This window comes from Lysinibacillus sp. fls2-241-R2A-57 (assembly GCF_030209535.1).
Taxonomy (GTDB): Bacteria; Bacillota; Bacilli; order Bacillales_A; family Planococcaceae; genus Lysinibacillus.
In genome coordinates this window covers 25,966-50,102 of record NZ_JARVRU010000153.1, presented here as the reverse complement: position 1 = coordinate 50,102, position 24,137 = coordinate 25,966, and the positions used below count along the sequence as shown (strand labels likewise).

At 36.1% G+C, this 24,137-nt stretch carries 31 protein-coding genes; 9 read left to right on the top strand and 22 right to left on the bottom strand.

The genetic code is table 11. From position 1 onward, the window contains the following. The coding region (locus tag QRN68_RS21145) for a hypothetical protein (RefSeq protein ID WP_285398989.1) at window positions 1-283 on the top strand (283 nt) is incomplete at its 5' end. Window positions 284-335: 52 nt separating this feature from the next. Here the strand turns inward: QRN68_RS21145 and argS are convergent. The 4 genes from argS to QRN68_RS21125 all read right to left on the bottom strand — a co-directional run bounded on the left by argS (window position 336) and on the right by QRN68_RS21125 (window position 3,850). Beyond that, window positions 336-2,003 carry an arginine--tRNA ligase gene (gene argS / locus QRN68_RS21140; RefSeq protein WP_285398988.1) on the bottom strand — a complete coding sequence of 556 codons (1,668 nt, stop codon included), beginning with the start codon at window positions 2,001-2,003 and terminating at the stop codon, window positions 336-338. Next, complete coding sequence (locus QRN68_RS21135) at window positions 2,003-2,434, bottom strand: YwiB family protein (protein WP_285398987.1); 432 nt, start codon at window positions 2,432-2,434, stop codon at window positions 2,003-2,005. The genes argS and QRN68_RS21135 overlap by 1 nt, the downstream gene beginning before the upstream one ends. 434 nt (window positions 2,435-2,868) lie before the next feature. Beyond that, window positions 2,869-3,588 carry a hypothetical protein gene (locus tag QRN68_RS21130; protein ID WP_285398985.1) on the bottom strand — a complete coding sequence of 240 codons (720 nt, stop codon included), beginning with the start codon at window positions 3,586-3,588 and terminating at the stop codon, window positions 2,869-2,871. Further along, window positions 3,572-3,850 (bottom strand): hypothetical protein, encoded by a 279-nt coding sequence (locus QRN68_RS21125; protein ID WP_285398983.1) that lies wholly within the window; start codon window positions 3,848-3,850, stop codon window positions 3,572-3,574. The genes QRN68_RS21130 and QRN68_RS21125 overlap by 17 nt, the downstream gene beginning before the upstream one ends. Window positions 3,851-4,302: 452 nt before the next feature. Here QRN68_RS21125 and QRN68_RS21120 point away from each other — a divergent pair, with 452 nt between their 5' ends. Next, window positions 4,303-5,238, top strand: a complete 936-nt coding sequence (locus QRN68_RS21120; RefSeq protein ID WP_285398982.1) for a threonine ammonia-lyase — start codon at window positions 4,303-4,305, stop codon at window positions 5,236-5,238. 64 nt (window positions 5,239-5,302) lie between these two features. Here QRN68_RS21120 and QRN68_RS21115 read toward each other — a convergent pair whose 3' ends face one another. The 4 genes from QRN68_RS21115 to QRN68_RS21100 all read right to left on the bottom strand — a co-directional run bounded on the left by QRN68_RS21115 (window position 5,303) and on the right by QRN68_RS21100 (window position 7,716). Continuing rightward, entirely contained in the window at window positions 5,303-6,064 is a 762-nt protein-coding gene (locus QRN68_RS21115) for a CPBP family intramembrane glutamic endopeptidase (RefSeq protein ID WP_285398981.1), read from the bottom strand. Then, the gene (locus QRN68_RS21110; protein WP_285398980.1) at window positions 6,061-6,630 is read right to left on the bottom strand and encodes a TetR/AcrR family transcriptional regulator; all 570 of its coding nucleotides are present in this window, start codon (window positions 6,628-6,630) and stop codon (window positions 6,061-6,063) included. The genes QRN68_RS21115 and QRN68_RS21110 overlap by 4 nt, the downstream gene beginning before the upstream one ends. A gap of 345 nt (window positions 6,631-6,975) precedes the next feature. Continuing rightward, window positions 6,976-7,170, bottom strand: a complete 195-nt coding sequence (locus QRN68_RS21105; protein WP_285398979.1) for a hypothetical protein — start codon at window positions 7,168-7,170, stop codon at window positions 6,976-6,978. Window positions 7,171-7,329: 159 nt separating this feature from the next. Beyond that, entirely contained in the window at window positions 7,330-7,716 is a 387-nt protein-coding gene (locus tag QRN68_RS21100; RefSeq protein WP_285398978.1) for a winged helix-turn-helix transcriptional regulator, read from the bottom strand. Between the two features lie 169 nt (window positions 7,717-7,885). On the opposite strand from QRN68_RS21100, the gene QRN68_RS21095 reads away from it, so the two are divergent. After that, entirely contained in the window at window positions 7,886-8,602 is a 717-nt protein-coding gene (locus QRN68_RS21095; protein ID WP_285398977.1) for a 3-ketoacyl-ACP reductase, read from the top strand. Window positions 8,603-9,066: 464 nt separating this feature from the next. Here QRN68_RS21095 and QRN68_RS21090 read toward each other — a convergent pair whose 3' ends face one another. The 5 genes from QRN68_RS21090 to QRN68_RS21070 all read right to left on the bottom strand — a co-directional run bounded on the left by QRN68_RS21090 (window position 9,067) and on the right by QRN68_RS21070 (window position 11,505). Beyond that, window positions 9,067-9,363 (bottom strand): terminase small subunit, encoded by a 297-nt coding sequence (locus QRN68_RS21090; RefSeq protein WP_285398992.1) that lies wholly within the window; start codon window positions 9,361-9,363, stop codon window positions 9,067-9,069. A gap of 51 nt (window positions 9,364-9,414) precedes the next feature. Beyond that, the gene (locus QRN68_RS21085; RefSeq protein ID WP_285398976.1) at window positions 9,415-9,918 is read right to left on the bottom strand and encodes a hypothetical protein; all 504 of its coding nucleotides are present in this window, start codon (window positions 9,916-9,918) and stop codon (window positions 9,415-9,417) included. 153 nt (window positions 9,919-10,071) lie between these two features. After that, the gene (locus QRN68_RS21080) at window positions 10,072-10,545 is read right to left on the bottom strand and encodes a hypothetical protein (RefSeq protein ID WP_285398974.1); all 474 of its coding nucleotides are present in this window, start codon (window positions 10,543-10,545) and stop codon (window positions 10,072-10,074) included. Window positions 10,546-10,691: 146 nt separating this feature from the next. Continuing rightward, window positions 10,692-11,009 carry a S24/S26 family peptidase gene (locus tag QRN68_RS21075; RefSeq protein ID WP_285398972.1) on the bottom strand — a complete coding sequence of 106 codons (318 nt, stop codon included), beginning with the start codon at window positions 11,007-11,009 and terminating at the stop codon, window positions 10,692-10,694. Continuing rightward, window positions 10,978-11,505 carry a hypothetical protein gene (locus QRN68_RS21070; RefSeq protein ID WP_285398971.1) on the bottom strand — a complete coding sequence of 176 codons (528 nt, stop codon included), beginning with the start codon at window positions 11,503-11,505 and terminating at the stop codon, window positions 10,978-10,980. The genes QRN68_RS21075 and QRN68_RS21070 overlap by 32 nt, the downstream gene beginning before the upstream one ends. A 735-nt stretch (window positions 11,506-12,240) precedes the next feature. Here QRN68_RS21070 and QRN68_RS21065 point away from each other — a divergent pair. After that, window positions 12,241-12,450, top strand: coding sequence for a helix-turn-helix domain-containing protein (locus QRN68_RS21065; protein ID WP_285398970.1), 210 nt, complete (start codon window positions 12,241-12,243; stop codon window positions 12,448-12,450). Between the two features lie 100 nt (window positions 12,451-12,550). Here QRN68_RS21065 and hpt read toward each other — a convergent pair whose 3' ends face one another. Both hpt and QRN68_RS21055 read right to left on the bottom strand, forming a co-directional pair. Continuing rightward, the gene (hpt, locus tag QRN68_RS21060; RefSeq protein ID WP_285398968.1) at window positions 12,551-13,081 is read right to left on the bottom strand and encodes a hypoxanthine phosphoribosyltransferase; all 531 of its coding nucleotides are present in this window, start codon (window positions 13,079-13,081) and stop codon (window positions 12,551-12,553) included. Between the two features lie 1,047 nt (window positions 13,082-14,128). Further along, complete coding sequence (locus QRN68_RS21055; protein ID WP_285398966.1) at window positions 14,129-14,575, bottom strand: MarR family winged helix-turn-helix transcriptional regulator; 447 nt, start codon at window positions 14,573-14,575, stop codon at window positions 14,129-14,131. Window positions 14,576-14,727: 152 nt separating this feature from the next. Between QRN68_RS21055 and QRN68_RS21050 the strand changes: the two genes are divergently transcribed. Further along, window positions 14,728-15,132, top strand: coding sequence for an Ohr family peroxiredoxin (locus QRN68_RS21050; protein WP_285398965.1), 405 nt, complete (start codon window positions 14,728-14,730; stop codon window positions 15,130-15,132). A gap of 28 nt (window positions 15,133-15,160) precedes the next feature. Next, on the top strand, window positions 15,161-15,787 hold the full coding sequence (locus tag QRN68_RS21045; protein ID WP_285398964.1) for a nitroreductase family protein: 627 nt from the start codon (window positions 15,161-15,163) through the stop codon (window positions 15,785-15,787). A gap of 440 nt (window positions 15,788-16,227) precedes the next feature. Here the strand turns inward: QRN68_RS21045 and QRN68_RS21040 are convergent, their stop codons facing one another. The 5 genes from QRN68_RS21040 to speB all read right to left on the bottom strand — a co-directional run bounded on the left by QRN68_RS21040 (window position 16,228) and on the right by speB (window position 19,264). Beyond that, a complete protein-coding gene (locus QRN68_RS21040) occupies window positions 16,228-16,626 on the bottom strand; it encodes a helix-turn-helix transcriptional regulator (RefSeq protein WP_285398962.1) in 399 nt (132 codons plus the stop codon). Window positions 16,627-16,887: 261 nt separating this feature from the next. Continuing rightward, window positions 16,888-17,097: a hypothetical protein gene (locus tag QRN68_RS21035; RefSeq protein WP_285398960.1), complete on the bottom strand. Its 210-nt coding sequence runs from the start codon at window positions 17,095-17,097 to the stop codon at window positions 16,888-16,890. Window positions 17,098-17,145: 48 nt separating this feature from the next. Beyond that, window positions 17,146-17,349: a helix-turn-helix transcriptional regulator gene (locus QRN68_RS21030; RefSeq protein ID WP_285398959.1), complete on the bottom strand. Its 204-nt coding sequence runs from the start codon at window positions 17,347-17,349 to the stop codon at window positions 17,146-17,148. Between the two features lie 18 nt (window positions 17,350-17,367). Then, window positions 17,368-17,754 (bottom strand): DUF2178 domain-containing protein, encoded by a 387-nt coding sequence (locus QRN68_RS21025; protein ID WP_285398957.1) that lies wholly within the window; start codon window positions 17,752-17,754, stop codon window positions 17,368-17,370. A 637-nt stretch (window positions 17,755-18,391) separates the two neighbouring features. Next, on the bottom strand, window positions 18,392-19,264 hold the full coding sequence (gene speB / locus QRN68_RS21020) for an agmatinase (RefSeq protein ID WP_285398956.1): 873 nt from the start codon (window positions 19,262-19,264) through the stop codon (window positions 18,392-18,394). A gap of 311 nt (window positions 19,265-19,575) precedes the next feature. On the opposite strand from speB, the gene QRN68_RS21015 reads away from it, so the two are divergent. Next, complete coding sequence (locus QRN68_RS21015) at window positions 19,576-21,633, top strand: transglycosylase domain-containing protein (protein WP_285398955.1); 2,058 nt, start codon at window positions 19,576-19,578, stop codon at window positions 21,631-21,633. Window positions 21,634-21,985: 352 nt separating this feature from the next. Here the strand turns inward: QRN68_RS21015 and QRN68_RS21010 are convergent, their stop codons facing one another. Further along, a complete protein-coding gene (locus tag QRN68_RS21010; RefSeq protein WP_285398954.1) occupies window positions 21,986-22,504 on the bottom strand; it encodes a YwhD family protein in 519 nt (172 codons plus the stop codon). Window positions 22,505-22,923: 419 nt separating this feature from the next. On the opposite strand from QRN68_RS21010, the gene QRN68_RS21005 reads away from it, so the two are divergent. Then, window positions 22,924-23,109, top strand: a complete 186-nt coding sequence (locus QRN68_RS21005; protein WP_068985249.1) for a 2-hydroxymuconate tautomerase — start codon at window positions 22,924-22,926, stop codon at window positions 23,107-23,109. Window positions 23,110-23,161: 52 nt separating this feature from the next. On the opposite strand, the gene QRN68_RS21000 is transcribed toward QRN68_RS21005, so the two are convergent. After that, entirely contained in the window at window positions 23,162-23,431 is a 270-nt protein-coding gene (locus QRN68_RS21000; protein ID WP_285398952.1) for a hypothetical protein, read from the bottom strand. A 21-nt stretch (window positions 23,432-23,452) separates the two neighbouring features. On the opposite strand from QRN68_RS21000, the gene QRN68_RS20995 reads away from it, so the two are divergent. Then, complete coding sequence (locus QRN68_RS20995; protein ID WP_285398951.1) at window positions 23,453-24,121, top strand: class A sortase; 669 nt, start codon at window positions 23,453-23,455, stop codon at window positions 24,119-24,121. The last annotated feature ends 16 nt before the right edge of the window (window positions 24,122-24,137 follow it).

Sequence of the window (24,137 nt, the reverse complement as noted above, 5' to 3'; positions counted from 1 at the left end):
TCTATCCGTCGCCCTTGCAATTCTATCCGTCGCCCTTGCAATTCTATCCGTCGCCCTTGCAATTCTATCCGTCGCCTCAGCTTCTTTCCGTCGTCCTTGCAGTTCTATCCGTCGCTTTGGCGGTTCTATCCACGATTTTGGCTGTTCTATCCACGTCTTTGCAGTTCTATCCGTCGCTTTGGCCGTTCTATCCACGACCTTGACGAAGCTATCCGTCACTTCGACCGTTCTCTCCGTCGCCCCTGCAGCTCTTTCTGCCGCTTCAACCGCTCTAGCTATCTAAGACACAAAAAACCCCCGGCACATTGTCGTGCCGGGGGCTGGAAAGATTTTTATTACATTTTTTCTGGTGCAGATACGCCGATTATGCGTAGTGCGTTGGCAATTGTTGTACGCACAGCAGTAATAAGGGCTAAACGAGCTTCTGTTAGCTCTTTATTTGAAGCATCTAACACTTTTTCAGCGTTATAGAAGCTGTGGAATGCGGCTGCTGTTTCTTGAATATAGTTGGCGATACGGTGTGGTGTACGGTGCTTCGCAGCATCTGCTACCATTTTCGGGAAGTCGCCCACTTTTTTCAGTAAATCAATTTCTTTTTCAGCAACTAACAAGCTTAAATTGTCTGTTGTTGCAGCAAAGCCTTGCTCATTTGCTGAACGTAAAATAGATGAAATACGTGCATGTGCATATTGTGCATAATACACTGGGTTTTCATTTGATTGAGATACGGCAAGGTCAAGGTCAAAGTCCATATGAGAATCGCCTGCAGTTTTCACGAAGAAATAACGTACTGCGTCTAAGCCAACCTCTTCTACAAGCTCACGCATTGTAACAGCGTTCCCTGTACGTTTAGACATTTTGAATTTTTCACCGTTTTTATAAAGCTGAACCATTTGGATAATCTCTACTTCAAGCGTATCACGGTCATAGCCAAGCGCCTGAATAGCAGCTTTCATACGTGGAATATAGCCGTGGTGGTCAGCGCCCCAAATATTAATTAATTTATCGAAGCCACGTACAATTTTATCCTCATGGTATGCGATATCCGGAGTTAAATATGTGAAAGAGCCATCATTTTTAATTAACACGCGGTCTTTATCGTCACCAAATGTTGTCGAACGGAACCAAGTAGCACCGTCTTCTTCAAATACATGACCATTCGCTTTTAGTTTATCTAATGCAACTTCAATTTTGCCGTTTTCATATAGTGAAGTTTCAGAATACCATACATTAAAGTTTACGCGGAAGTTAGCAAGGTCTGTTTTTAACTTGTCTAATTCTAACGCTAAACCATGCTGACGGAAGAATGCAAAACGTTCTTCATCAGTTTTAGATAAAATTGCATCGCCATGCTCGCTAGCTAGTTTTCCAGCGATTTCAATAATATCTGGACCGTGGTAGCCATCCTCTGGCATTTCAGCTTCTAATCCTAAAGCTTGCTTATAACGCGCTTCTAGTGAATAAGCTAAGTTATTAATTTGGTTACCCGCATCGTTAATATAGTACTCACGAGATACATTGTAGCCTGCCATATCTAACACATTACATAAAGAATCCCCTACAGAAGCTCCACGTGCATGACCTAAATGTAGATCGCCAGTTGGATTTGCAGATACGAATTCAACTTGAACTTTTTCTCCTGCACCAGCATTAGAACGACCATAATCAGCACCTTGCTCAAGTACTGCTTTTACTACGTCTGTTAAGAAATCTTTACGTACAGTAATATTCATAAAGCCAGGACCAGCAATATCGATTTTCTCAATAACTGTACCTGCTGTTTCAAGATTTTCTAAAATGGCTTCAGCAATGGCACGAGGTGGTTTTTTTGCTAATTTCGTTAATTGCATAGCGATATTTGTCGCATAGTCTCCATTTGCTTTATCCTTCGGTGTTTCAAGGTGAATATTTAACTCTGTGCCAGCCTCTACTAAGCCAGCTTTTTCAACAGCCTGCGCAATTGCATCTTTAATGGCTTGTTGTACTTGTTCTACTGCGTTCATCATTGTACCTCCGTAAATGTAATGTCTAATGTATAGTTGCCAACGGATTGCCCACCCATTAGTAAATCATACTGTACATGGAAATCTCCGCTTATTGCCTGTTTTGTAAACGTCATTTTTTTCGTGTCTATGACAAGTGGCATTGAACCAAACTCACTTTCATAATGACCCATTTGTTGTTCAATTATGTTAAGTGGTAGTCGCATTTTTACTGCTCCATTACGCATAATTAATGCCTGTTCATTGCCTAGCTTCATAGTTGTGCGGATGGTTTTATCCTCCTGCACCTCTTCATATTTCAAATACATGCTTCCTGCTTTTTCAAGTAGCTGCCCTGTCAGCAACATTTCATAACTTTCGGACTCCCCATCGATCGGACGAATCGTAGAAATGAGCTTAATGTTCACCTGCGATCTTGCTTCGTTGGCCATTATGGACGCTCCCTTTTATTGTTTTTACTATAACCTTTTTATTATATATTAGGAATGACGCAAAATACAACATGCATGTGTTAGGAAGTCCGTTAAATCAGCGTTTGAGATATTATTTTCTGTTGTCTATTCCGCGCAAGTCAATGCATTAACAAGTATGTTTTTGGGGCTAAATGTACAGGAATGTATGAGTACGTTATGTTTCAATCTTTTTTGTTTAAATATATATAACGACAACTAAATATTGAAATGAAAAGTCTGTATCTTTAATTACCAAGTAATTGTCGATACAGGCTCTGTTTTATTGGCTCAGTTCGCAAAGATTGTTGTTAACAGAACCTTTCTTTTATACAAATATGAACATTAGCACTTTGTAGGGATTAATAAAGAAAATATAAAACAAGTTACTCTAATATGTTATTGCTTCTTTTTGTTTAGTTCTTTAATTCCATTCTTATCTTTTTCAACGCTAATTCAGCTGCCATTTTCCCGTTATATTGCCCGTGTTCTTTAACCCAATCTAATTTTTCCCTAGCAGGCACGTATCTATGGAAACCTAGAATTTCAGCAGCTCTCTCTTGTATCCACATATCCGAGTCTTCCAATAAGGGAATTATTTCATGCAATTGCGTGTAAGGAGTTAAAGACATAATTGAAAACAAATATTGAGTTCTTTTTTCATCATCTAATTCAGGGTTTTTAAGAAGGTTCGTCAATTCTTTAATGGCTTGTACATCTTGCTTTAGTTGCAGTTCATCAGTATGCTCTTTGGACCGAGGGTAATATTTTGGAAGTTCATACCAATCACTTTCAGGATTTTCTAATAGGATTTTTATTAACGTTTGTACATTAGGATATACTGGAGACAAGTCTATTTCCTCATGGTTTATAAAGCAAACTCTGCCTGTTAGTGACCCGAACATGTAAACACCCACATAATTGGAATTATCATCTGTCCATAATGGAAAAACCTCTGAAATATTAACTTCTTCATTTAGGTATGAATACACTTCTGTTGCTTCTTCAAAAGATAATAAACGTATTAAAAAATCATTCTTGTGCTTCAAATAGATTGAATTGTCGAAAGCATTCATTATTTCTTGAGGTAATGATATGTTTAAAAAAGTTGAAATTTGATTAAATAAATTGTCCATTATGTATCCTCCATTCATCGTATTTACAACTAACTCGAAATTTGAGCCTCTTCATATAATCTGTTTGAATCAACAGAGGCTTTAATGGTATGACTCCAAAACAAATCATTTTATCTTCATAAATAACAACGAATGTTTCTTTAAATTCTTTTTCGTCATCAATAATTCCATATACCATTTTGAAATAATCTGCAGGTCTATAAAGTGGATTATAATTATTAGTGTTACTGGCAGTTGCTAGATTGTTAGAAGCCTCTACCACTTCTTAAAACACTCCCTAATACACATATAATAAGTATAATATACAAATATTAACTTTTGAAGTTTCGATTAAATGAACCTACGTCAAATGGATGAAAATTCAGGAACGCTTAGCCACCTCAACCACTTTGAATTTCTGCTTCATAAGCAGTTGCAACAAGTTTGCAAGGCTATCTCCTTAAGAATTAGTCCCAATTTCAACCCCAACTACATTTAAGCTTTGACTCAAAACTATCAACCATTCTTGCTCCATCTCGACAATAAACCGTGTGGACCATCTGAGGCGTTTTACCCCGTCTTTCAGCAAATATTTTTTCAAGGTTGAAGTAAGTATTCTATAGTGTTGCGGCCATAATCCAGTCATTTTATTCATTGACACAAATTGCCTGTAAATCTACAGTTATATTATAACGCCAGAATTTTCAATTATTTTACTAAAGTGAGGGTTGCTGTATGTTAACACTTGAACAAATCTTTACTGCTAAACAAAGAATTTCTTCTTATGTATATGAAACACCTATTATTCGGTTAAATGGTCTCGATGAACTTTTAGGATGTCATGTCTACATAAAAGCCGAGAATATGCAAAAAACAAACTCTTTCAAACTGCGTGGGGCTCTTAATAAAATGCTATCCATGCCTTTAGAACAATTGCGAAAAGGCGTAGTTACCGCTTCCTCGGGTAATCATGGCAAAGGCGTTGCCTACGCGGCCAAGCTCTTAAATGTTAAGGCAACCATTGTCCTACCGGATTCAGCTCCTACAGTTAAGGTAGAAGGAATACGTACTTTGGGAGCGGAGGTTGTACAATGTAAGCTTGCAGAACGACATGTTGTAACAGAAAAGCTCAGTCGTGACCATGGTTATTGCATTATACATCCTTATGATGATTACGATATCATGGCAGGACAAGGAACAGCAGGTTTAGAAATATTTGCACAGCTTCCTGATGTTAATACCATAGTTGTTCCTATTGGTGGCGGTGGATTAATTAGTGGAATTGCTACTGCTGTAAAATCTCTGGCCCCTCCTATCAAAATAATTGGCGTGGAGCCTGCCGTTGTTTCGCGTTATGCCAAAAGCTTAGAAGCTGCCGAAAGATTGCTTTTAGAGGAACAAAAATCTTTGGCAGATGCCCTATTAACTTTACAGCCGGGAGAACGAAACTTTCCAATTGTTCAGCAGCTTGTCGATGAGGTTGTAAGTGTGGATGAAGCATCGATCCAACGTGGAATGAAAACCTTACTCACCGAGGGTAAATTTATCGCAGAACCTTCCTCCTCAATCGGTATTGGAGCTGCCCTTCAAGGACTTTTACCTATTCATCAAAATGAAAAAGTATGTTTCCTCATTTCAGGAGGTAATGTTGGATTAGAGGCTTTGACTTAAGGAAACTAGCAAAAAAAGCATCGACTCAAATAAATGAGTAGATGCTTTTTTTGACATGTCGTGTTTAAACGTAACTTTCAGTATTCCCTAATTTTGTAACATCATTCTTAGGAAATAAAGCTCTCCAGAAATAAATTGCGAGACCAATTAACACTAGACCATGAAAGATATAAAGAGAAGTAGCAAGAACTGTTGGCTCACTTTGATCAGTCAAGAAAGCAATAAAATCGTGCGAAGCGTGCCAGACAATCGGGAAAATAATACTTTTTGTCTTTAGAACAATTTCTGCACAAACTAACCCAAAGAGGCATGCAAAAGCTACTTGTAGTAATGTCAATAAAAAATCATGACCGGCAAGTAAATTTTCAAGATGTCCAATTCCAAACAAAATAGAGGAGCCGATAATAGCCGTTTTAAGCCCTTTCTCTGATAAATATTTAAAAATTAGGCCACGGAAAATAAACTCTTCATAAAGACCAACTGCAATAACAAATAAAAACAAAATAAATACATACTGCGCAGAAAAACCCTCTTTATATGTAATACCATTAAAGAAAGCAATCAGCTCAGAAATAACGATCACAGCCATCCACGCCTCGGCTTTAAACCTTCTAAATCCAAAATCCTGTAAAGAGAATTTACTTTTTTTCATGATCCAAAGAGTAAATATTACTCCAACTGCAAAGGCAATAAATTGAATCAAAGTTATAGAGCTTAAGCTACTTATATTTTTGACAGCTATAATTGCACCAGCTATGAAAGGAAAAACAAGTGCAAACAAAGTAAATAGTATCGATAAAAGAATAGGTGAATTTTTCATTTTCATTTATTTCCTCCATCCAATAATTTTAGTTTAACGCCTTCAAAAACATCTTTTAAAATACCCTCAATTTCCGAGCTGTCTAAATCGCAAGTATTCGTCGCACACATTGTCGCAATACCGTGCGTAGTTAACCATATATCGATAAATAGAGATTTAGCAGAGGTTTGAGTTAATCCTGTGTTTTTTGAAATAAGTGCTATAATACCTTGATTCTCTATATCATTTATTAATTCCGAAAAACTTGAAATCTTATATTTATTGGATAGAAATAATAGCTCAAAAAACTTTTTTTCTTCTCGAGCAAAGTTAATATAAGCTAACCCCATTCCTAAAAAAGAACTTTCTTGCAAGCCCTGAAACATTCTTTCATTATAAAGATTGCTAGCCCGTTCATATATTGCGTACTTTAAATCGTCCATACTCGTGAATAATCGAAATATAGGTTTTGTCGAACAACCTAACTCTTTTGCTAAATCTCGTGCATTGACACTATCAATCCCACTCTTTCTAGCCATTTCAAAAGCACAATCCAATAAAATTTCCTCTGTAAACTGCTCTTTCGGTGCCAAATAATTTTCCTCCTTCCGATAGGTAACATCCGTTACCTATAATGTAGCAATATTTTCCTTGCTATGTCAATAAGTTATTTGATTCTAATCAAAAGATCCCCCAAGAAATGAAAAAAAGCTCACTTTGTAAATGAGCTTTTTTCCCCAAGAAAGTCCGTTAATTCCAAATATCTATTGATGCCTGGAATGATTATGTAAGTCAAATTTCAAAAGCAGGCGGGGCTAAAAGTAATCTCATTATACCTTCCCACTTTTAGCCCCACATTATAAAATAAATTATTTTACCTTGCCCAGTACCATTTCTCTTAGTGTTATCCGAGAAATATCACCAATCCATATTTTTCTTTATTCCAAATTTAGCAAATCAGCAATTATTTCTGCACTTCCTGGTGAAAACATAAATATTGAGAATGAAATACATAATAATCCTACAAACACAATACCAATTTTCTTAATGAACAAAGATTGCTTTTTCATATATAGTCCTTTAAATATCAAAAACAACCCTACAAATAGGATTAAGAAATACCAAACTCCCATTAGTTCACCCCTTTTACAAAGTAGACGTTCAAAGTTAAGGAAAGTTCACCCATCTTAATAAATTTATGTATATGAAAAAGGTTGAATTAATATCGTTAAATAATGTACCCATCTATTAGCTCTTTTAAAGTTGTCTAAAAACATCACTGACAATTTAAATCATCCAATGACCTCGTTATGGCTTTCTTGTTTAATTTGATCGATTCTATTTTTTCCCCATTCGTACATCATCTCAACGATTGGTAATAATGTCATCCCTAGTTCTGTCATTGAATATTCGACTTTCGGAGGAACTTCTGGAAACACTTCTCTATGAACAATTCCATCATCCATCAGTTCACGTAATTGGTTTGTTAATATCTTATGAGATATTTTCGGAAAAAGTCTTTGAAGTTCACTGAAGCGATGTGGTCCTTCTACACCTAAATGCCACAAAATAACAACCTTCCATTTCCCACTAATAATTGATAAGGTAAGTTCTTTTTCGCAATGATAATCATTATTTAATATTCTCTCTTTGATCTCTTCTCTTAATTTATCCGACATAGAGCTAACTCCCTTTCATATACATAAGTAACCTTTTGGTAACCTCCGCACAAAAAAGTGCACTCTTCACAATATAGAAAATCATAGTAGAATGAGGTTAGTCTTAAAGACAAATCTTAATCTTTTTTTTCGTCTAAATAAAACGATCTTATCTAAAGGAGAGAAAAACATGCAAGCAATCGCAGGTAAAGTGGCGTTAATTACAGGAGCAGGACGTGGAATTGGACGCGCAACAGCAGTAGCTTTTGCGCAAGAAGGTATTCACGTAGGTCTTGTTGGACGTACGCTTGAAAATTTACAAAAAGTAGCAGAGGAACTTAAACAGTATGATGTGAAGGTAGCCATCGCTGCGGCAAATGTAGCGGATTTAGACTCTATTACTAAAGCCGTTGAATCTATTCGCGGTGAGCTTGGCGCCATCGATATTTTAGTAAACAATGCTGGCATTTCAAAATTCGGTGGCTTCATGGACTTAACACCTGAAGAATGGACAAATATTATCGATGTCAACGTAAAAGGTGTGTACTACACAACACGCGCTGTATTACCGGAGATGATCGAGCGCAACACAGGAGACATCATTAATATTTCCTCAACAGCTGGTCAAAAAGGTGCACCAATTACAAGTGCATACTCGGCTTCAAAAGCTGCAGTTATCGGACTAAGTGAGTCATTAATGCTTGAAGTACGTAAGAAAAATATTCGCGTTACAACATTAACGCCAAGTACAGTTGCTACAGATATGGCTGTTGAGCTAGACCTAACAGACGGCAATCCAGAAAAAGTGATGCAAGCAGAGGATCTAGCAGATTTAATGGTTGCACAACTAAAACTTCACCCACGTGTTGTCTTAAAACATGCTGGACTTTGGTCAACGAACCCTTAGTAGAACTCTTTGAAATATCAAGGCGCTATCCGATGTATTTGGGATGGCGTCTTCCTTTTTTTTAGAATCAAGCGCTAACGGGGTACTACCAACCCGTCTATCACATGAACAACATCACTCTAAAAGCTTGATAAGACCTTTTATCATCTTCTCTAAGCAAAAAAGTGGGGCTAGCTCATAGCTAAACCCCACTCCAACCGCTTCATATTAACATTTTGAAGTCTCTTACCCAACCCAAAATCATTTCTCTTAGCAATTTAGAAGCTGTGTTTTCGACTGACGTTTCACTTTCGTCGCAGAATGCACTAGTTAATGTTTCTAGCTTTATTTTACCCAGCCTAATATGGGATGGTTGCATACTATATCTAACAAAAACCTATAAGTATTGATATACCAATACACAAATGTATTTCATGAAATTTTAAACTACGCAAGATAAGGCATAAAACAACTTTAATTTGGGGCTAGTTGGGGCTAATGTGGGGCTGAATGGGACTAATAAAATGGTGAGCGTGTGTACAGGAATGTGTGAGTAAAAAAAGATTGGGGCTAACCGCTTCAATCTTTTTTATTTTTAGTTCTTCCATTCGATTTTCTATATAAGCTTTTACGCTATCATTTGCTATCGATCGTGCAGAGTTAGCTCGAGAACCCCTTTCGTTATAACCAGCTTTAATATAAGCTTCAGTAGCATTCCCTAACTCAATGTAATAGTCAGCAAAAGCTTGCTGTTTCGGTGTTAATTTCTTTACTTTCCCAATGGCATCATCTCATTATGCTAGTTGATTTGTAAAATAAAAAAGACTCCCTTTTTAGGAATTCTCATTAATTTCATTATTCACTATTTTACTTAATTCTGGACCATCAATAATTTTTTCTAGTATTAAGTAATCTGTATCAAACCACCAAGTACACTCAACAAACCAGAAAAAGAAATTAGATCGTCTAGTATGATAGTTATACTCATTAGCACATAAATTCAAATACTCTTGATCTAAGTGAAGACCGTGAAAATCTTTTGCTACTTCATTATAATCAGATTTATAGAAAGACTTAAAATGCTGCTCATCACTAAAATCATTTATACTAAATATCTTCACATCATCTTTTACTGTATATAAATAACCTTGATAAACATGAATATATGGTTTATATACTTTTTTTTGAAGCCAATCACTTCCATACTCTTCGTTATAAGATGAAGTCCAAAATCCACCTATCCTGTCGCCACCGAGAACAGGTTCTTCATAATATTTTTTTACTTTACTAAAATCTACAGTGTCACCATCAAGTCTGACATGTAATTGTTTTTGCATTATTTCACCCCCCTATCCATCATAGAATAAAGGCGTATACAAAACTTCAATAATTTTTTGACCTCAAAAGCAAGTACCGACGAATCGAAGGGGGAAACTCTGCTCGATCCTCGCTTTTTATAGCAAAATAAAAACACCCCGAAGGATGTTGAGTCAATTATTGAATTTTTGGGCTATTTCAATTAATACCTGTTTTAATTCTTTTTGGACGTGCATTAATTTTAATACCATAAAATTCACTACATTACCATCAGCAGAAATATCACCTTGTTTAATCACGGATAACCACTTTCTGAGAACGGTAATTAACAACTTGTGTTCATTCTTAATTACAATAGGTGGATTAATTGCTTCGATTGAAACTAAAGCAGTTTCATACCTTTGTAATTTATCGTTAATTGGTTCTTTATTTGTGGGTTCTATACCATAACTTACATCAACTATTAAATCACGAATCGGTTCTAATAGTTTTGCATAATTAGAATATTCATAATTCATTTTCTCACCTCTACATAATAATAATGCAGAAAATGAAATTAAGTAATACATATTTTTATATGCTCTCAAAACCACACCAAGCTCTGCCCTCTCATTACAAAGTGTTTTAGCTGTTTGATACAGTTTCAACCATAATAAAAAGCCTTACCGTGCTAGGTGTAAGGCTCGTCTACTGCGGTGAAATATTTAATTGTCGATAGCTCTTTTTATGATTAAACATAGAGATTAATATTTAGACATATACTTAAGGTATGTGGTAAACTGCTGTTTGTGCATTAATGGGCATGAATCAATTCGGCTGTAGCGTCTGCCAACGCTACGGCTTTTTCTTTTCCTTCGAAACTTCTTTCAATCACCTTGCCAATAATCTTCACCTGATGTTTTCGCACTACCCGGATATGTTCACCCAAAAGCATAATTTGATTCCCAAAGCGGGTAAAGGTACTAACAAAACACACCCCAGCCGCTTCAAATACTGCTAAATCCTTTCCGTTGCTTCGAGGCTGTTCAACTGTTGAAACTAGCACCTCGTCACCCTCTAATAGCCCTAAATAATTATTGTCATTCGATATTTCTAATTTGAATTCGCTCATTACACATACTCCCCCCTTTTTCTAGTGTTTTCTTTCCTAATAAAATTCCTTCTATATCATTGATGGTACCCAACGAGCCATTATCATAGGCAACTTCTTCATAAACTTCTATTAATGCATTGTGTGCTTCCCGATATGCTATCACTTTGCTAATTTCCTCTTCTAACCCATTATTAACTAATACTTCGGTTATAGCGTTATAAGCTGCTGCTTTTTGTTTTATCAACTCAGTAACTTCGATTAAGCCTTTTCTTCTATAGTCTATTTCAAAAAGATTAGCTGCATATTTCACCGTGTATACCAGAACACCGTCCTCTTCAAACATAAAGCGTTTATAGGCCTCTAAAGATATAGTAGCTTCACGTTCACTCTTAACTTTTTCTTTCCATTCATGTAGTACAATATCTCCCGTTTTGTATATAAGTTGCAAAGTTAAAATACCTGCTATGTAATCACTACAAATCAAGTAACTATCACTATAATATTTACTTTTCACGCCTCTCACCCAATCTCTGTATTTGTTTTCAAAGCAACCTTTTCGAAAGCTCAAATTTACTAAAGTTAAAATCTATCTTTTCCACCATTATGACCAAAAAACTAAGAATCTATTACATGAGATTAAAATATATTTCTTATATATGCCTCCCTTTATTTTCATAGATGACTTCTTTTTGAGGTCCGAAATAACAAGCCATTCTTTTCCATCCAATTTTACTTTCTAACGCGCTTTTTATACGCAATCTGTTATTACAGTAATCCGCTGGTCATACAGATAAACCTCAATTGCATTGATAGCCGCTACTAACGCATTCAACTCTGTCAGCAATCACTATCCTTCGTTTCTTTCCATTCAGCTCCAGCTGCATAGAATTGTTCTTTAAGATAATCGAGTGTGTTTTGTAAACGCATATCGCTTCTCCTCTCCTCTTAGTCACTTATTAATTCGGTGTGTGAGCAACTTCATATAGCCTTTTAGCATGGCTCGTGTTATTTTCTGGCTTTCTTGCGTTGTTAGTACCTTCATACATTCACCTACCTTTATGTTGCATGTCGGCTATTTCTAGTCCATTCACCGACTGGCTGTTGATAGCCCTTCAAAACACAAACTAAAAGTTCAACTTCACGAACTTATAATACATATTATCAAACCAACAGTCAACACATTAATGAATTAAAAGTTTATTTTTATGAACTTTTAATATATAATAGTAAATGAATGGAGGTGCTTTCTATGTCATTTGATTACAAACCATTTTTTAAAACACTTATTGACAAAGAAGTGTCAAGGGAACAAATAAAAAAAGATTTACAGCTTTCCCCTGCTACTATGGCTAAACTTGCTAAAGGTGAAAACATATCTATGTCCGTATTAGATAAACTATGCGAATATTTAGATTGCGAAATAGAGGATATTATTTCGCATGTGAAGGTATCTGAATAACAACACAAAAAGCATCTACTTTCCTGAAGTGGATGCTTTTGTATGTATACGGTTATAAGTTATCACTTTATCTCAGAAATCGATGAAAGTTATATTTGATTTATTTTTCTGTTGCAACCGATGCAATATATGGTAAGTTACGATATTTTTCAGCAAAGTCAATACCATAGCCAACGATAAATTCATCTGGAATTTGGAAGCCAACGTATTCAGCTTTTAAGTCAACTTTACGGCGCTCTGGTTTATCAAGTAATGTACAGAGTTTCAGTGCTTTTGGCTTATGCATTAAGAAGTGGTCTTTTAAGAAGTGAAGTGTTAAGCCGGAATCAATAATGTCTTCTACGACAATTACGTTTTTGTCTGTAATATTGACATCGATATCTTTTAATAACTTCACTTTTCCTGTTGTTTCCGTTTGGTTGCCGTAACTAGACGCAGAGATAAAGTCGATTGTTACTTCATTTTTTATGTGACGAATTAAATCAGCAGCAAAAACGAAAGAACCTTTTAATACCGCAATTATTACGATTTCTTCGCTTTCAAAGTCGCGTTCAATTTGTAGTGCTAGTTCTTTTACTTTTGCTTGTAAAGATTCTGCAGAGATTAAAGTTTCTTTTATTATAATGTTCATTATAATCCTCCAATGTTGAAAATTTGTGAACATTTCGACTGTAAAGGGTTAAGAGAGAAAAGTCAAAAAGGATGGCAGTTTACAGTTCTCGCAATCATCTGAATTATCAAACATTTTACAAAGGAAATCACCATTTAAAAGCCGTATTTGTAGGGCTAATAGTAAGACTGATGGGCGTTTAAATAAGAAATCAACTAAATTCATCATCTGTGGAGGACAAAGTACGGTGAGAGCGTCCTGTGCCTTTCTATAACTAGCTTAATGACCGTGATAGTCTTCCGCAATCTATAAATAGTAAACCAGGTAATTTAGTAAATTGACCGGAATGATAATCGCTATGAACTATAGGAGATGTTTAAAGGGGGAGAATCACATTTATATTCATAGCGATTCCCCCTTTACAAATTTTAGTGTTTACTTAATTTGTTTAATTTAAACAATAAATAATTTTAAAAGTAGATATGTAAATAACTCGAGATACAAAATAATAATCCAAAAAATGTGCAGTATAGTATTAGCTTGATTGTTTCAAAAAATCTTAGGAAGGAGGAATCGCTACTTTACTATCTAACAAATTGGCAGATGTCATGAGGCGTCCAACAATATATTGACTCTTTGTTGTATCCGCGAGATGTCCTTTAAAACTATACCAAAACGTATTTTTGCAGTTACTGTTCTTTTTGATGCCCAATTCGGTTCGGTGGGCCTTTTTGCCTCAGTGTATCGAGTTTGTCCTTGATTTCTTTTTCATAAGTTGACTGATTGGCTTTGCTTTCTTCCTGTTTCATGAGCCAAGAGTCTCGTTCTTCTTTTGATTTTCGTCCACGTTTTTTGGTGGTGCAGGCTCTTTTTCCCCGAAGGTTTCGCTGCATCGCGTGATTCGAAATGTGTGGCATCTTTAGCAAGATGTTTATCATCTAACTTGTATCAATGTATTTTGCTCACAACAAGTAGAGCCTATAAAAAGGTACTTATTTGATTCTGAATGAATCAAATAAGTACCTTTTTTTGTAAATCACAATAGATTCGTTTGCATAAATGTTTAGCTTATTTCCCCAGTTTTTCATCCTTAATTGGCCAGTCGTTTTGTAAGATATCTTGAAGGACGATTTTCAGCTGCATATACTGCTGCTCTGTAATATTCGATAACTTCATTACTTGACGTGACACTTCAGGTAGCTTTTGGCGTACTTCAATTCCTGCTTTTGTTAAATAGATTTGCATTTGTCGCTCGTCTTCCTTGGAACGCTCACGACAGACGTAGCCTTTTACCTCTAACTTTTTTAGTACTGGTGTTAATGTACCAGAGTCTAAAAATAAACGTTGCCCCAATCCCTTCACCGTAATTTGCTCATCGTCCTGTAGAGCTAGTATGGCGATATAACCGGTATAAGTTAAATCGTATGGCTTTAATAGCATCGTATATTGTCGAATGATTTCCTTTGAAGTCGCATACAATAAAAAGCAAAGTTGATTATCTAAATGATTCGGCATAGTAATCCCCTCTTTAAGTACTTTTGATACTTTTTATATTAAAAATAAAGTTTCTACTTGTCAAACACAATTAAATTGTGTACAATCAATTTTGCAAAATTAAATTGTATGCAACCTAATTGATTGGTGCCGCAGAAAAGGAGTTTTATCTAATGAAAGAATTATATACAACAACAATGATTAATGACGGTGGCCGTAATGGTAAATCGTATTCAGAGGATCAATCGCTATCATTAAATATTGCACCACCTGGCTCGAAATTAGCGGATGTTACAAACCCAGAACAACTATTTGCGGCAGGTTATAGCGCTTGCTTTAATAGCGCGTTAGATTTGATTAAACGCCAAAAGAAAATCCAAGGGGCATCAACAATTAAAGTAACAGTTAAATTAATGGCGCAAGCTGCATTTGACTACGTGCTTGCTGTTGACATTGAAGGACATATTGAAGGCTTATCAATTGAAGAAGCACAACAATTATTAGAGTTTACACATACCGTTTGTCCATATTCAAAAGCGACAATGGGCAATATCAACGTAACAATTAAAGCAGTTTAATTAATATATAGTAAAAGAGGGAAATAATATGACAACAACTACACCAGTAAAACAAATTATGCACGAGCGTAAATCTGTTCGTAAATACAATGCTAACACAACGATTTCTCGTGAAACGATTATGCAACTGTTACAAGATGCAACTTCATCTCCATCTTCAAGTAATTTGCAACCATGGCGCTTTATCGTCATCGATGATAAAGAAATCCAAAAAAACATTAATATTTTTTCATTTAATCAAGAACAAATCGAAACAGCATCTGCCATTATCGCTGTCATTGGAGATACAGAAATGTATCTAAATGCAGAGGAAATTTATGCAAAAAATGTTGAGCTAGGCTATATGCCTGAAGAAATTGCAAGGAAGCTTGCACAGGACTCTCTAGCAATGTATAGTGCGATTCCAAAAGAGGCACTACTAAATATCGTTCACTTTGACGCAGGTTTAATTTCAATGCAAATTATGCTATTAGCGAAGGAAATGGGCTATGATACAGTCGCAATGGGTGGCTTCGACAAATCAAAATTTGTTGAATATATGGAGTTACCACCGAACGAAGTGCCTATTTTATTACTAGCGATTGGCGAGGCAGCTGGCCCAGCTTATGGCTCTTCACGTCTTCCAATTGAGCGCCTTGTACGCTTCAATAAATAATTCACCGGTTGTACGAGCGGTTTTGGCAATGTCCTAGAATGCATTTGGGGGACATTGCTTTTTTATAATAGAACAGAGCAGTGAGACAAACATCCAGCAAGAAATGGTAACTAAAATATTCAAGCAGACGATTTAGCAGAATTAAAGCAGATAATAGAAGCTCGATAAAAGGAATTTCAAGGTGAATAAACACAAAAAGACTAGGAAATCATTAATTAAGTGAGTCCTGGTCTTTTGCTTTCCACCTAAAAATTGACCAATTCCAGATGCCTCCCCAAATAAAAACAGGTTAAAAATATTTTTGCTTTTTTGAGACTTTCCAAACAAAGCATCGTCTGTTTCATTTAATAAATTCCCCAAGCAGTTAAAACAACCCCAAAAATAATAGAAAAATTTACTAAACCTTACATGTTAAATAATCTCTTTATTCGTCATTTTCATCAAAAATAAAAACTTCTTCTATACGATTGGTTAATAATCGATGCAATTTTATTGGCAAGTAATAAAGAAGGATTAAACTTCCTAAAAACTATCAAATAAAATGAATTATTTTTTATCCACTCGAATACTTCATCTCGTGGATACTTTCCAGCTAAAGTTGTAAGTTTCGGAAAATCCTTTCTTAATACGAGTCTGTTAATTGTTGCTGTTGAAGATTGGAAGATTTTCATTAAATCCTTCTTAGTTAACACTGGCTCGTAATTGTACTTCGTTTGTCCATCTTGTACACCTTTTAGATATGCTTTTTCAATAACTAATTCTAATTTTTGTTGAAATAACTCAAATTCTAAAGAATCAATTCTTTGTATTTGTTCTTTAATATTCATCTTAAATGGCATTCCTTTCCTGATTTCGATTGTAAGCTTTCTGACTTAATTGAATATACACCTGAAATGAATTAACAAAAAGCATCTACTCTCTACGAGCGGATGCTTTTTGTATAAAGCGGTCATTAAATTATTTATACCTCATTCGGAGCCACTAACGACTTCGAAATTTTCGAAGCGGTAAAACATAGCTGTGAGAAAGTTCAGCCGTCTGACTTTTTTCATCCCTATGCGGAATTTGTTTCAGTGGGAAATTGAAATTCATATTTATTTCTACTTCACAAAAAATCCAATAATCACTGCAATAATTAAGATAATTCCACCCAAAAATTGTCCTACTCCTGAAGCTTCTCCCATTAACAGTAAATTGAATACGTTTTTGCTTTTTTGATTTTTTCCAAATAAGCCATCATCTGTTCTCATACGATAAATTCCCCAAACTACTAAACCTACCCCCAAAATTAGTCCTATAATATACATCATTTAAATTCCTCCGTTGTTTATTTTATATGTGCATCTCTATGAAATGTGTTATTTGTCATCCTCATCAAAAATAAAAGTTTCTTCAATTGATAAATTAAAAACTGAAGCTATCTTATATGCAAGTAGTACAGATGGATTATACTTCTGATTCTCAAGTGAAATAATCGTTCTTGAAGATACACTTACACGATCAGCCAATTCTTGTTGAGTTAAATTATGCTGTTTTCTTAAATCTCGTACTCTATTTTCCATATTCATCCTCCTTTAGAATTAAAGGACTCGTTCATAGAAAAACTTAGTTACAGTATTGAGGATGAAAAGAGCGACTAATAATAGTAAAAGAACCACTTTTACAGATAATACAATAAAATTACTCAAAAACATCAAAACTATTATTAATGCAGTTATACCTTGCATAGTTATATTTGAAGTTTGTCCTTCAATAAGAGCATCTCTTTCATCATATTCTTTGGATAAATCATCCTCTTTTTCTGATTTTCTCAAATAGATTGTAATCGATACAATCAAAATAATACTACCAGCAATGAAAAGATAAATTGCTGAAATTTTATCTGTTGGATCCATCAAAAGACTAATAACACCTAATATTATTGCAAGGAACGATATTAATAATCTTTGAAATAAATTTCGTTTCAATACAATACTCCTCTCCAAAACATGAAGTTTATTTCACATGAAGTTTATTTCATATTACATACTTCTTAAAACGTAGTCAAGTTAAATATTTGATAAACAATAAAAATTATTTTAAATACACAAAAAAACTTACTAAATCGGCTGTGCATCATGTTTAACATTTAACGTCATAAGGAGAAGATGATGCTGATCTTTCTGTCGTTTTTGAATGAAAATTAGAGTAAGTACATAAACAAAAAAATACCAAGTACTCAAATAAACCGAGTACCTGGTCATTTGTTTACTTACTACGTTTTCGCTGAATCGTAATATACAACCCAATTAAACCGTCAGTTGTCTCTATTCTGTAAATCCTTCAAATGTGAAGCTTGAATAATACCGTCCTTAACTGCCTGTGCAATAAAGTTTTCTGTTGCATACTTATGAATAACAGTATTCCTGTCAAAGCGATTGCCGAACGATTAGGAAATACTCCTGAAATGATCCATACAGTTTATGCCCACATTCTTCAGGAAATGGAGGCGCAAACGGTAACAGTATTTAGCGAGAGTTTAAAGGCAATTGGGGCTAAAAGTGGGGCTAGCTCATAGCTAAACCCCACTCAAACCGCTTCATATCAACATTTACAAAGCCCTTATTATTTTACCCAGCCCAAAATCATTTCTCTTAACAATTTACTCGCTGTGTTCGCTGTCATTTCTGATGTGTCGTAGATTGGTGCAACTTCAACTAGGTCAAAGCCAACTACATTAACATTACTTGCTGCGATTGCATGGATTGATGCTAGTAATTCTTTTGATGTAATTCCTCCGCAATCTACTGTTCCTGTGCCTGGTGCATGTGCAGGATCGAGTACATCAATATCAATCGTTACGTAAACATTACGTCCCGCTAAAGATGGTAATACCTCTTTTAATGGTTCTAGCACTTCAAATTTTGAAATGTGCATGCCATTTTCCTTCGCCCATTCGAATTCTTCCTTCATACCTGAACGAATACCAAATGAATACACATTTTTTGGTCCGATATGTTCAGCAATTTTACGAATAGGAGTTGAGTGAGAAAGTGGCTCCCCTTCATATTCAACACGTAAGTCTGTATGTGCATCGAAGTGGATAATTGCTAGGTCATCATACTTTGCTGATACAGCCTTCATGACAGGCCAAGATACTAAATGTTCGCCACCCATGCCAACTGGAATCTTGCCATCCGCTAAAAGCTTCTCGATATACTTTTCAATTTCATCTAAAGAACGTTGTGCATTCCCGAATGGTAACGGTATATCTCCTGCATCAAAATATTTCACTTCTTCTAGCTCACGGTCTAAATATGGGCTGTATTCTTCTAGACCAATCGATACTTCACGAATACGTTGCGGACCAAATCGTGAGCCCGGACGATAACTAACTGTCCAATCCATTGGCATACCGTAAATGACTGCCTGAGCATCCTCATATGTTGGATGACTTTTTATAAAAACATTTCCTGAATAAGCTTCATCAAATCTCATTGCTCGACCTCCACTTTTATTAGGAATTAATCCTATTTAATTTCATTATTACCATTACTCTAGTAAGGACTTACAGGATTGTAATGAAACCTCTATCCTTGAATCCTCGTATACATTATTGGAATGTCTAGCAAAATTCGATTAAAATTTACAAAGTGTCTTTCTTTTGTCGAACACTAGCATTTCAAACAGTACAAAAAAAGTATAGATGTTTTTGAATAAAGTGCAATAGTTTTTACCTAGAATTTCGATTAAAGATGAATGTTCAGACACATACTATATGCAAGTGTGAGAAAACGAGGTGAAGTCGGATGAAGAGAAAAAGCTATCAACGTAAGCAAAAACGTACAAAGCGGACACGCAAAGCACTTACCCTTTTTGTCGCCTTTGCATCTGCTATTATAGTAGCGTTTATAGCTCTACGCGTCTATGTTCAAGTGGCTGGTGCCCCGCCTCTAACCGTACCTAAAGCCTCTATTTTCTTAGATGAAAATGAGAACCAGATTGGGGATCACTTTACGAATGAACGACGCTATTGGGTTAGTCTTGATGAGATGTCCCCCTATTTAAAAACAGCAGTGGTCGCTGTTGAGGATAAAGATTTTTATAAGCATAAAGGATTTGATTTTTCACGTATCGCTGGTGCATTATTAGTCGACCTTAAGGCTGGAAGTAAGGTTCAAGGAGCAAGTACTATTACACAACAATATGCTCGAAATCTATATCTTTCACATGAAAAGTCTTGGACACGAAAATTAAATGAAGCACTGTATGCTTATAGAATAGAAGTTTTTTATGATAAGGATGAAATACTGGAAGGCTACTTAAATACTGTTTACTACGGACATGGTATGTACGGTGTAGAAGCAGCTAGTCGATTTTACTTCGGAAAATCTGCCAGTGATTTAACGCTTGCGGAATCAGCAATGTTAACTGGAATTCCAAAAGGACCAAGTATTTACTCCCCTATCGCCAATCTAGATAAGGCAACTGATCGCCAGCACGTTATTTTAAAGCTGATGGCCGATCAAAGTGTCATTACGCAAGATGAAAAAACACGTGCAGAAAGTGAAAAGCTTGTTTTAAAGAATGATAGTTGGGTAGCAACAAAATCTGTCGCACCATACTTCCTGGACGTAGCATGGCAAGAGGCTAGTGACATTTTGAAGTCAAAAAATCTCGACATTAGTGAAGGTGGCTGGACTATCCAAACAACCCTTAATCAAGGACACCAAAAGGCAGCAGAAGAAGCTGTAGCCAAAAATATGCCTGCTAACGATCTCCAAGCCGCGTTTGTTAGTATGGATTCCAAAACAGGTGCCGTTACAGCACTAGTCGGAGGCCGTGACTATGCTACAAGTTCATTTAACAGGGTTACACAGGCAAAACGTCAGCCAGGTTCAACCATTAAACCTATTTTATATGCCGCAGCTTTAGAGAATGGTTATACGCCATTAACTTTTTTAGATGTAGGTGAGACAACTTTCACTTATGATAAAGGACGTTCAACATATTCTCCTAAAAATGTTAACGGTCAATTTGCAACGCATGATATGTCTATGGCACAAGCTATCGCTATTTCTGATAATATTTACGCAGTTAAAACTTTAGAGGAAATTGGATTTAAAGCATTTCACGAGATGGCTGATCGCTTCAATGTGAATATCGGTGATAAGGACAATTTATCGATCGCGCTAGGAACAGCTGAAACTACTTTATATGAAATGACGAATGCCTATAATATTTTAGCATCACAGGGTCAAGAAACCGCTCCTACTACTATTATTTCTATTAAAGATGCTAATGGTGATATCATTTACGAAAGTAAAGAAGCTACTAAAGAAGCTGAGACGGTTCTCTCAAAAGAAGATACGTTTATCTTAACAGAAATGATGACAGGTATTTTCGATCCTGTATTTAGCGATTATTCTCCAGCTACAGGGATTAGCATTCGCAATCGTATGACGCATACGTATGCAGCAAAATCTGGCTCTACAAATAGTGATCAATGGTTAATTGGATTTACACCTAGTTTAACTGCTGGCGTGTGGAACGGCTATGACCAAGGAAAAAATATAGAAGCAAAAGAAGATACTGCAGCGACAAAGAAAATATGGATCGACTATATGGAGGCTATCAATAAAGGAACAAAGAACGAGGATTTCACAAAGCCTAAAGGTGTAAAAGGTGTGGTCGTCGATGTGGAAACAGGTAAGCTCGCAACAGATGCCTGTCCTAAACAACGTCTGGTCTATGTAGACGAAAAGGATGTACCGACTGAAAAATGTTCAAAAAGCTTTGATATTCTCGATCGAGATACGTGGGGAGAAATTTGGAATATGCTCCCATTCTCAATTTTTAAAGATTAATTTATAATGTGGAACCTTTATTAGTTAATCACGTTCTAAATAACGAAGGCTCTCGACAAAGTAATAGACATATAAAAAAAGAAAGAAAAGCTTTCTCTTCCCCGGAGCCGTGTCCGTGGGAACAGAAAGCTTTTCTTATTTATGGTTCGCGAAGTAGATGAGCATCATGGGGCATTTGGCTTGGGTTTGGGTTGTTCAAATGCCACATAGTGCTCATCACATTCGCGAAAACCAAGTGTCCTAGCTTACTAAAATGTAAGCTCTGCCTCAAGTTTACTTTGTTTCAAACCCACTTTCAACCTTATATCGAAAGCGATTGCAAATTGTCACAGATTGTTCAATCATTGCAAGTCTATTCTGCAATTAAGTCTTGACGCAATTGGTCCTCACTACGTGCCCACAGCTCTGGATTGAGCTCCTCTAGAAAAGAAGCTAACACTTTTTTAGATGGTGCATCCATATGCTCTACCATAATATGACGCTTCATAGATTTATCCATTTTATTAACATGATCAGCTAAAATTTTATAGCCTCGACGTTTTTCTCGATTGACTACCATTTCACACGCAGTTACACCTGCATAATAAGGTCCATCCTCTTTATGGTCAATCGTCACCCATACTAACCAATACGATTTTCCACCCTCTGAATCAGCACGATCTGTCGTAAATTTAATACCACGTTCCACATCACTACGAGCATGCATAGCACCGATTTCAACTGATGCCGTCCCCTCTTCTGTATCGATAATAACTGGCGATACGTTTTCAAGTGAAAGCGAACCAATCCCAAATCCCTTATGTCCATCTGTCGGGTCATTTTTAATAATAGTAAAGCCCATTTTTTGTTTTGATTTTTCTTCATTTGCCATACTTTAATTACCTCCATTCTGCTATTATAAAGTAAAGCATAGTTAGCGCATTAGTGCCGTAACGAAAGCGACACTAGCATTGCGCAAATGCCTAAATACGAGTAAGAAGTTTATATACTTTCTTATCAATTTCGCCTTGGCGTAATTGCGTCCAGATTTTGAATTGTGCTCAGGCCTGCACGCTGCAGGTCAGTTAGCCGTTTTCGCAGGATGCGAAGGTTTTAGGCTAACATCCTTTATTCATTCCTTTCAAAATCCGTGACATCCGCCGGAGGCTTTATCTTCATTCAGTAGGTGTTTGGACATTCTTGGAAAAAGAACCACACCTGCATTCATCTTACCACCTTCAGAGGTTGAAGTCTTCTACTGAATGGAGATAAACTTACTATACAACATTATTCAATAAAGGAGACAATATTATGCCATACGTAACAGTGAAAATGCTTGAAGGTCGTACAGACGAACAAAAACGCGCACTAGTAAAAGAAGTAACAGAAGCCGTTTCTCGTACAGTTAACGCACCAGCAGAAAATGTAACAGTTTTCATCGAAGAAATGCCTAAAAACCATTACGGCGTTGCAGGCGTGCTCCACAGCGATAAATAATGAGTTAATGGGTAGAGCAGCATAAAGCTCTACTCTTTTTACGTATGGTGAGTTATTGACGATACATACCGTTTTCCGAAGGCTGGATATGATTGCCGATTTTTTTAGTTTTAGCGGCGGAGTTTGATCTGTTAGCGGCGGTATTCGACTCTTTTGCGGCGATGTTTTTACTTTTACCGGCGGAAATCGAACCTTTACCGGCGATGTTTTCACCTTTACCGGCGGAACTCAACACTTTAGCGGCGATGTTTTCACTTTTACCGGCGGAACTCAAACTGTTACCGGCGATGTTTTCACCTTTACCAGCGATTCGTAATTTCAATACTAGGATGTGATTTATGAAATGAAAAAACTTAAACTAACACTACTCATTTGTATGCTCATCATTGGCCTCTTACTTATTTTTATTAATCCTATTCAAAATGCCATTATCACTCATTTAAGTAAGCAATTAAATACAACTGATTACAGTGCAGAGGATATTGAAAAGAACAATAATGCGGATGCCGATTTTGAATTTGAAGCAGTGCAATCACTATCTATTGCAGAAGTTTTAAAAGCTCAAACAACAGCTAATAAAATGCCTGTCATTGGTAGTATCGCTGTTCCTAGTGTTGATATGCAACTTCCTATCGTCAAAGGAGTTGGTAATGCCTCTCTAGCCGTTGGAGCGGGCACCATGAAGCCTAATCAAAAACTGGGACAAGGAAACTACGCATTAGCGGGTCATTACTTTGAAGAAACAGATGTTTTATTTAGCCCCTTATACAAAGCAAATATAGGAGATACGATTTATGTAACAGACTTAACGAATATTTATGAGTACAAATTAACGACTAAGGAAATCATCGCTGCCACGGATGTTTATGTTATTGATGATATCCCTGATAAAACCGTTTTGACCCTCGTTACATGCGCTGATAAAGGGACGAAAAGACTTGCCATTCAAGCAGATTTTGTTGCGCAATATCCGTTTGACAAAGCACCTGCAAAGCTATCAGAAACTTTTTAGTATACGAAAAACCCCA

Excerpts from the sequence above, each read along its gene's own strand:
- argS (WP_285398988.1), bottom strand. The coding sequence starts at position 2,003 with ATGAACGCAGTAGAACAAGTACAACAAGCCATTAAAGATGCAATTGCG.
- QRN68_RS21135 (WP_285398987.1), bottom strand. The coding sequence starts at position 2,434 with ATGGCCAACGAAGCAAGATCGCAGGTGAACATTAAGCTCATTTCTACG.
- QRN68_RS21130 (WP_285398985.1), bottom strand. The coding sequence starts at position 3,588 with ATGGACAATTTATTTAATCAAATTTCAACTTTTTTAAACATATCATTA.
- QRN68_RS21120 (WP_285398982.1), top strand. The coding sequence starts at position 4,303 with ATGTTAACACTTGAACAAATCTTTACTGCTAAACAAAGAATTTCTTCT.
- QRN68_RS21115 (WP_285398981.1), bottom strand. The coding sequence starts at position 6,064 with ATGAAAATGAAAAATTCACCTATTCTTTTATCGATACTATTTACTTTG.
- QRN68_RS21105 (WP_285398979.1), bottom strand. The coding sequence starts at position 7,170 with ATGGGAGTTTGGTATTTCTTAATCCTATTTGTAGGGTTGTTTTTGATA.
- QRN68_RS21100 (WP_285398978.1), bottom strand. The coding sequence starts at position 7,716 with ATGTCGGATAAATTAAGAGAAGAGATCAAAGAGAGAATATTAAATAAT.
- QRN68_RS21095 (WP_285398977.1), top strand. The coding sequence starts at position 7,886 with ATGCAAGCAATCGCAGGTAAAGTGGCGTTAATTACAGGAGCAGGACGT.
- QRN68_RS21085 (WP_285398976.1), bottom strand. The coding sequence starts at position 9,918 with ATGCAAAAACAATTACATGTCAGACTTGATGGTGACACTGTAGATTTT.
- QRN68_RS21075 (WP_285398972.1), bottom strand. The coding sequence starts at position 11,009 with ATGAGCGAATTCAAATTAGAAATATCGAATGACAATAATTATTTAGGG.
- QRN68_RS21065 (WP_285398970.1), top strand. The coding sequence starts at position 12,241 with ATGTCATTTGATTACAAACCATTTTTTAAAACACTTATTGACAAAGAA.
- hpt (WP_285398968.1), bottom strand. The coding sequence starts at position 13,081 with ATGAACATTATAATAAAAGAAACTTTAATCTCTGCAGAATCTTTACAA.
- QRN68_RS21055 (WP_285398966.1), bottom strand. The coding sequence starts at position 14,575 with ATGCCGAATCATTTAGATAATCAACTTTGCTTTTTATTGTATGCGACT.
- QRN68_RS21050 (WP_285398965.1), top strand. The coding sequence starts at position 14,728 with ATGAAAGAATTATATACAACAACAATGATTAATGACGGTGGCCGTAAT.
- QRN68_RS21045 (WP_285398964.1), top strand. The coding sequence starts at position 15,161 with ATGACAACAACTACACCAGTAAAACAAATTATGCACGAGCGTAAATCT.
- QRN68_RS21040 (WP_285398962.1), bottom strand. The coding sequence starts at position 16,626 with ATGCCATTTAAGATGAATATTAAAGAACAAATACAAAGAATTGATTCT.
- QRN68_RS21035 (WP_285398960.1), bottom strand. The coding sequence starts at position 17,097 with ATGATGTATATTATAGGACTAATTTTGGGGGTAGGTTTAGTAGTTTGG.
- QRN68_RS21030 (WP_285398959.1), bottom strand. The coding sequence starts at position 17,349 with ATGGAAAATAGAGTACGAGATTTAAGAAAACAGCATAATTTAACTCAA.
- speB (WP_285398956.1), bottom strand. The coding sequence starts at position 19,264 with ATGAGATTTGATGAAGCTTATTCAGGAAATGTTTTTATAAAAAGTCAT.
- QRN68_RS21015 (WP_285398955.1), top strand. The coding sequence starts at position 19,576 with ATGAAGAGAAAAAGCTATCAACGTAAGCAAAAACGTACAAAGCGGACA.
- QRN68_RS21010 (WP_285398954.1), bottom strand. The coding sequence starts at position 22,504 with ATGGCAAATGAAGAAAAATCAAAACAAAAAATGGGCTTTACTATTATT.
- QRN68_RS21005 (WP_068985249.1), top strand. The coding sequence starts at position 22,924 with ATGCCATACGTAACAGTGAAAATGCTTGAAGGTCGTACAGACGAACAA.
- QRN68_RS20995 (WP_285398951.1), top strand. The coding sequence starts at position 23,453 with ATGAAAAAACTTAAACTAACACTACTCATTTGTATGCTCATCATTGGC.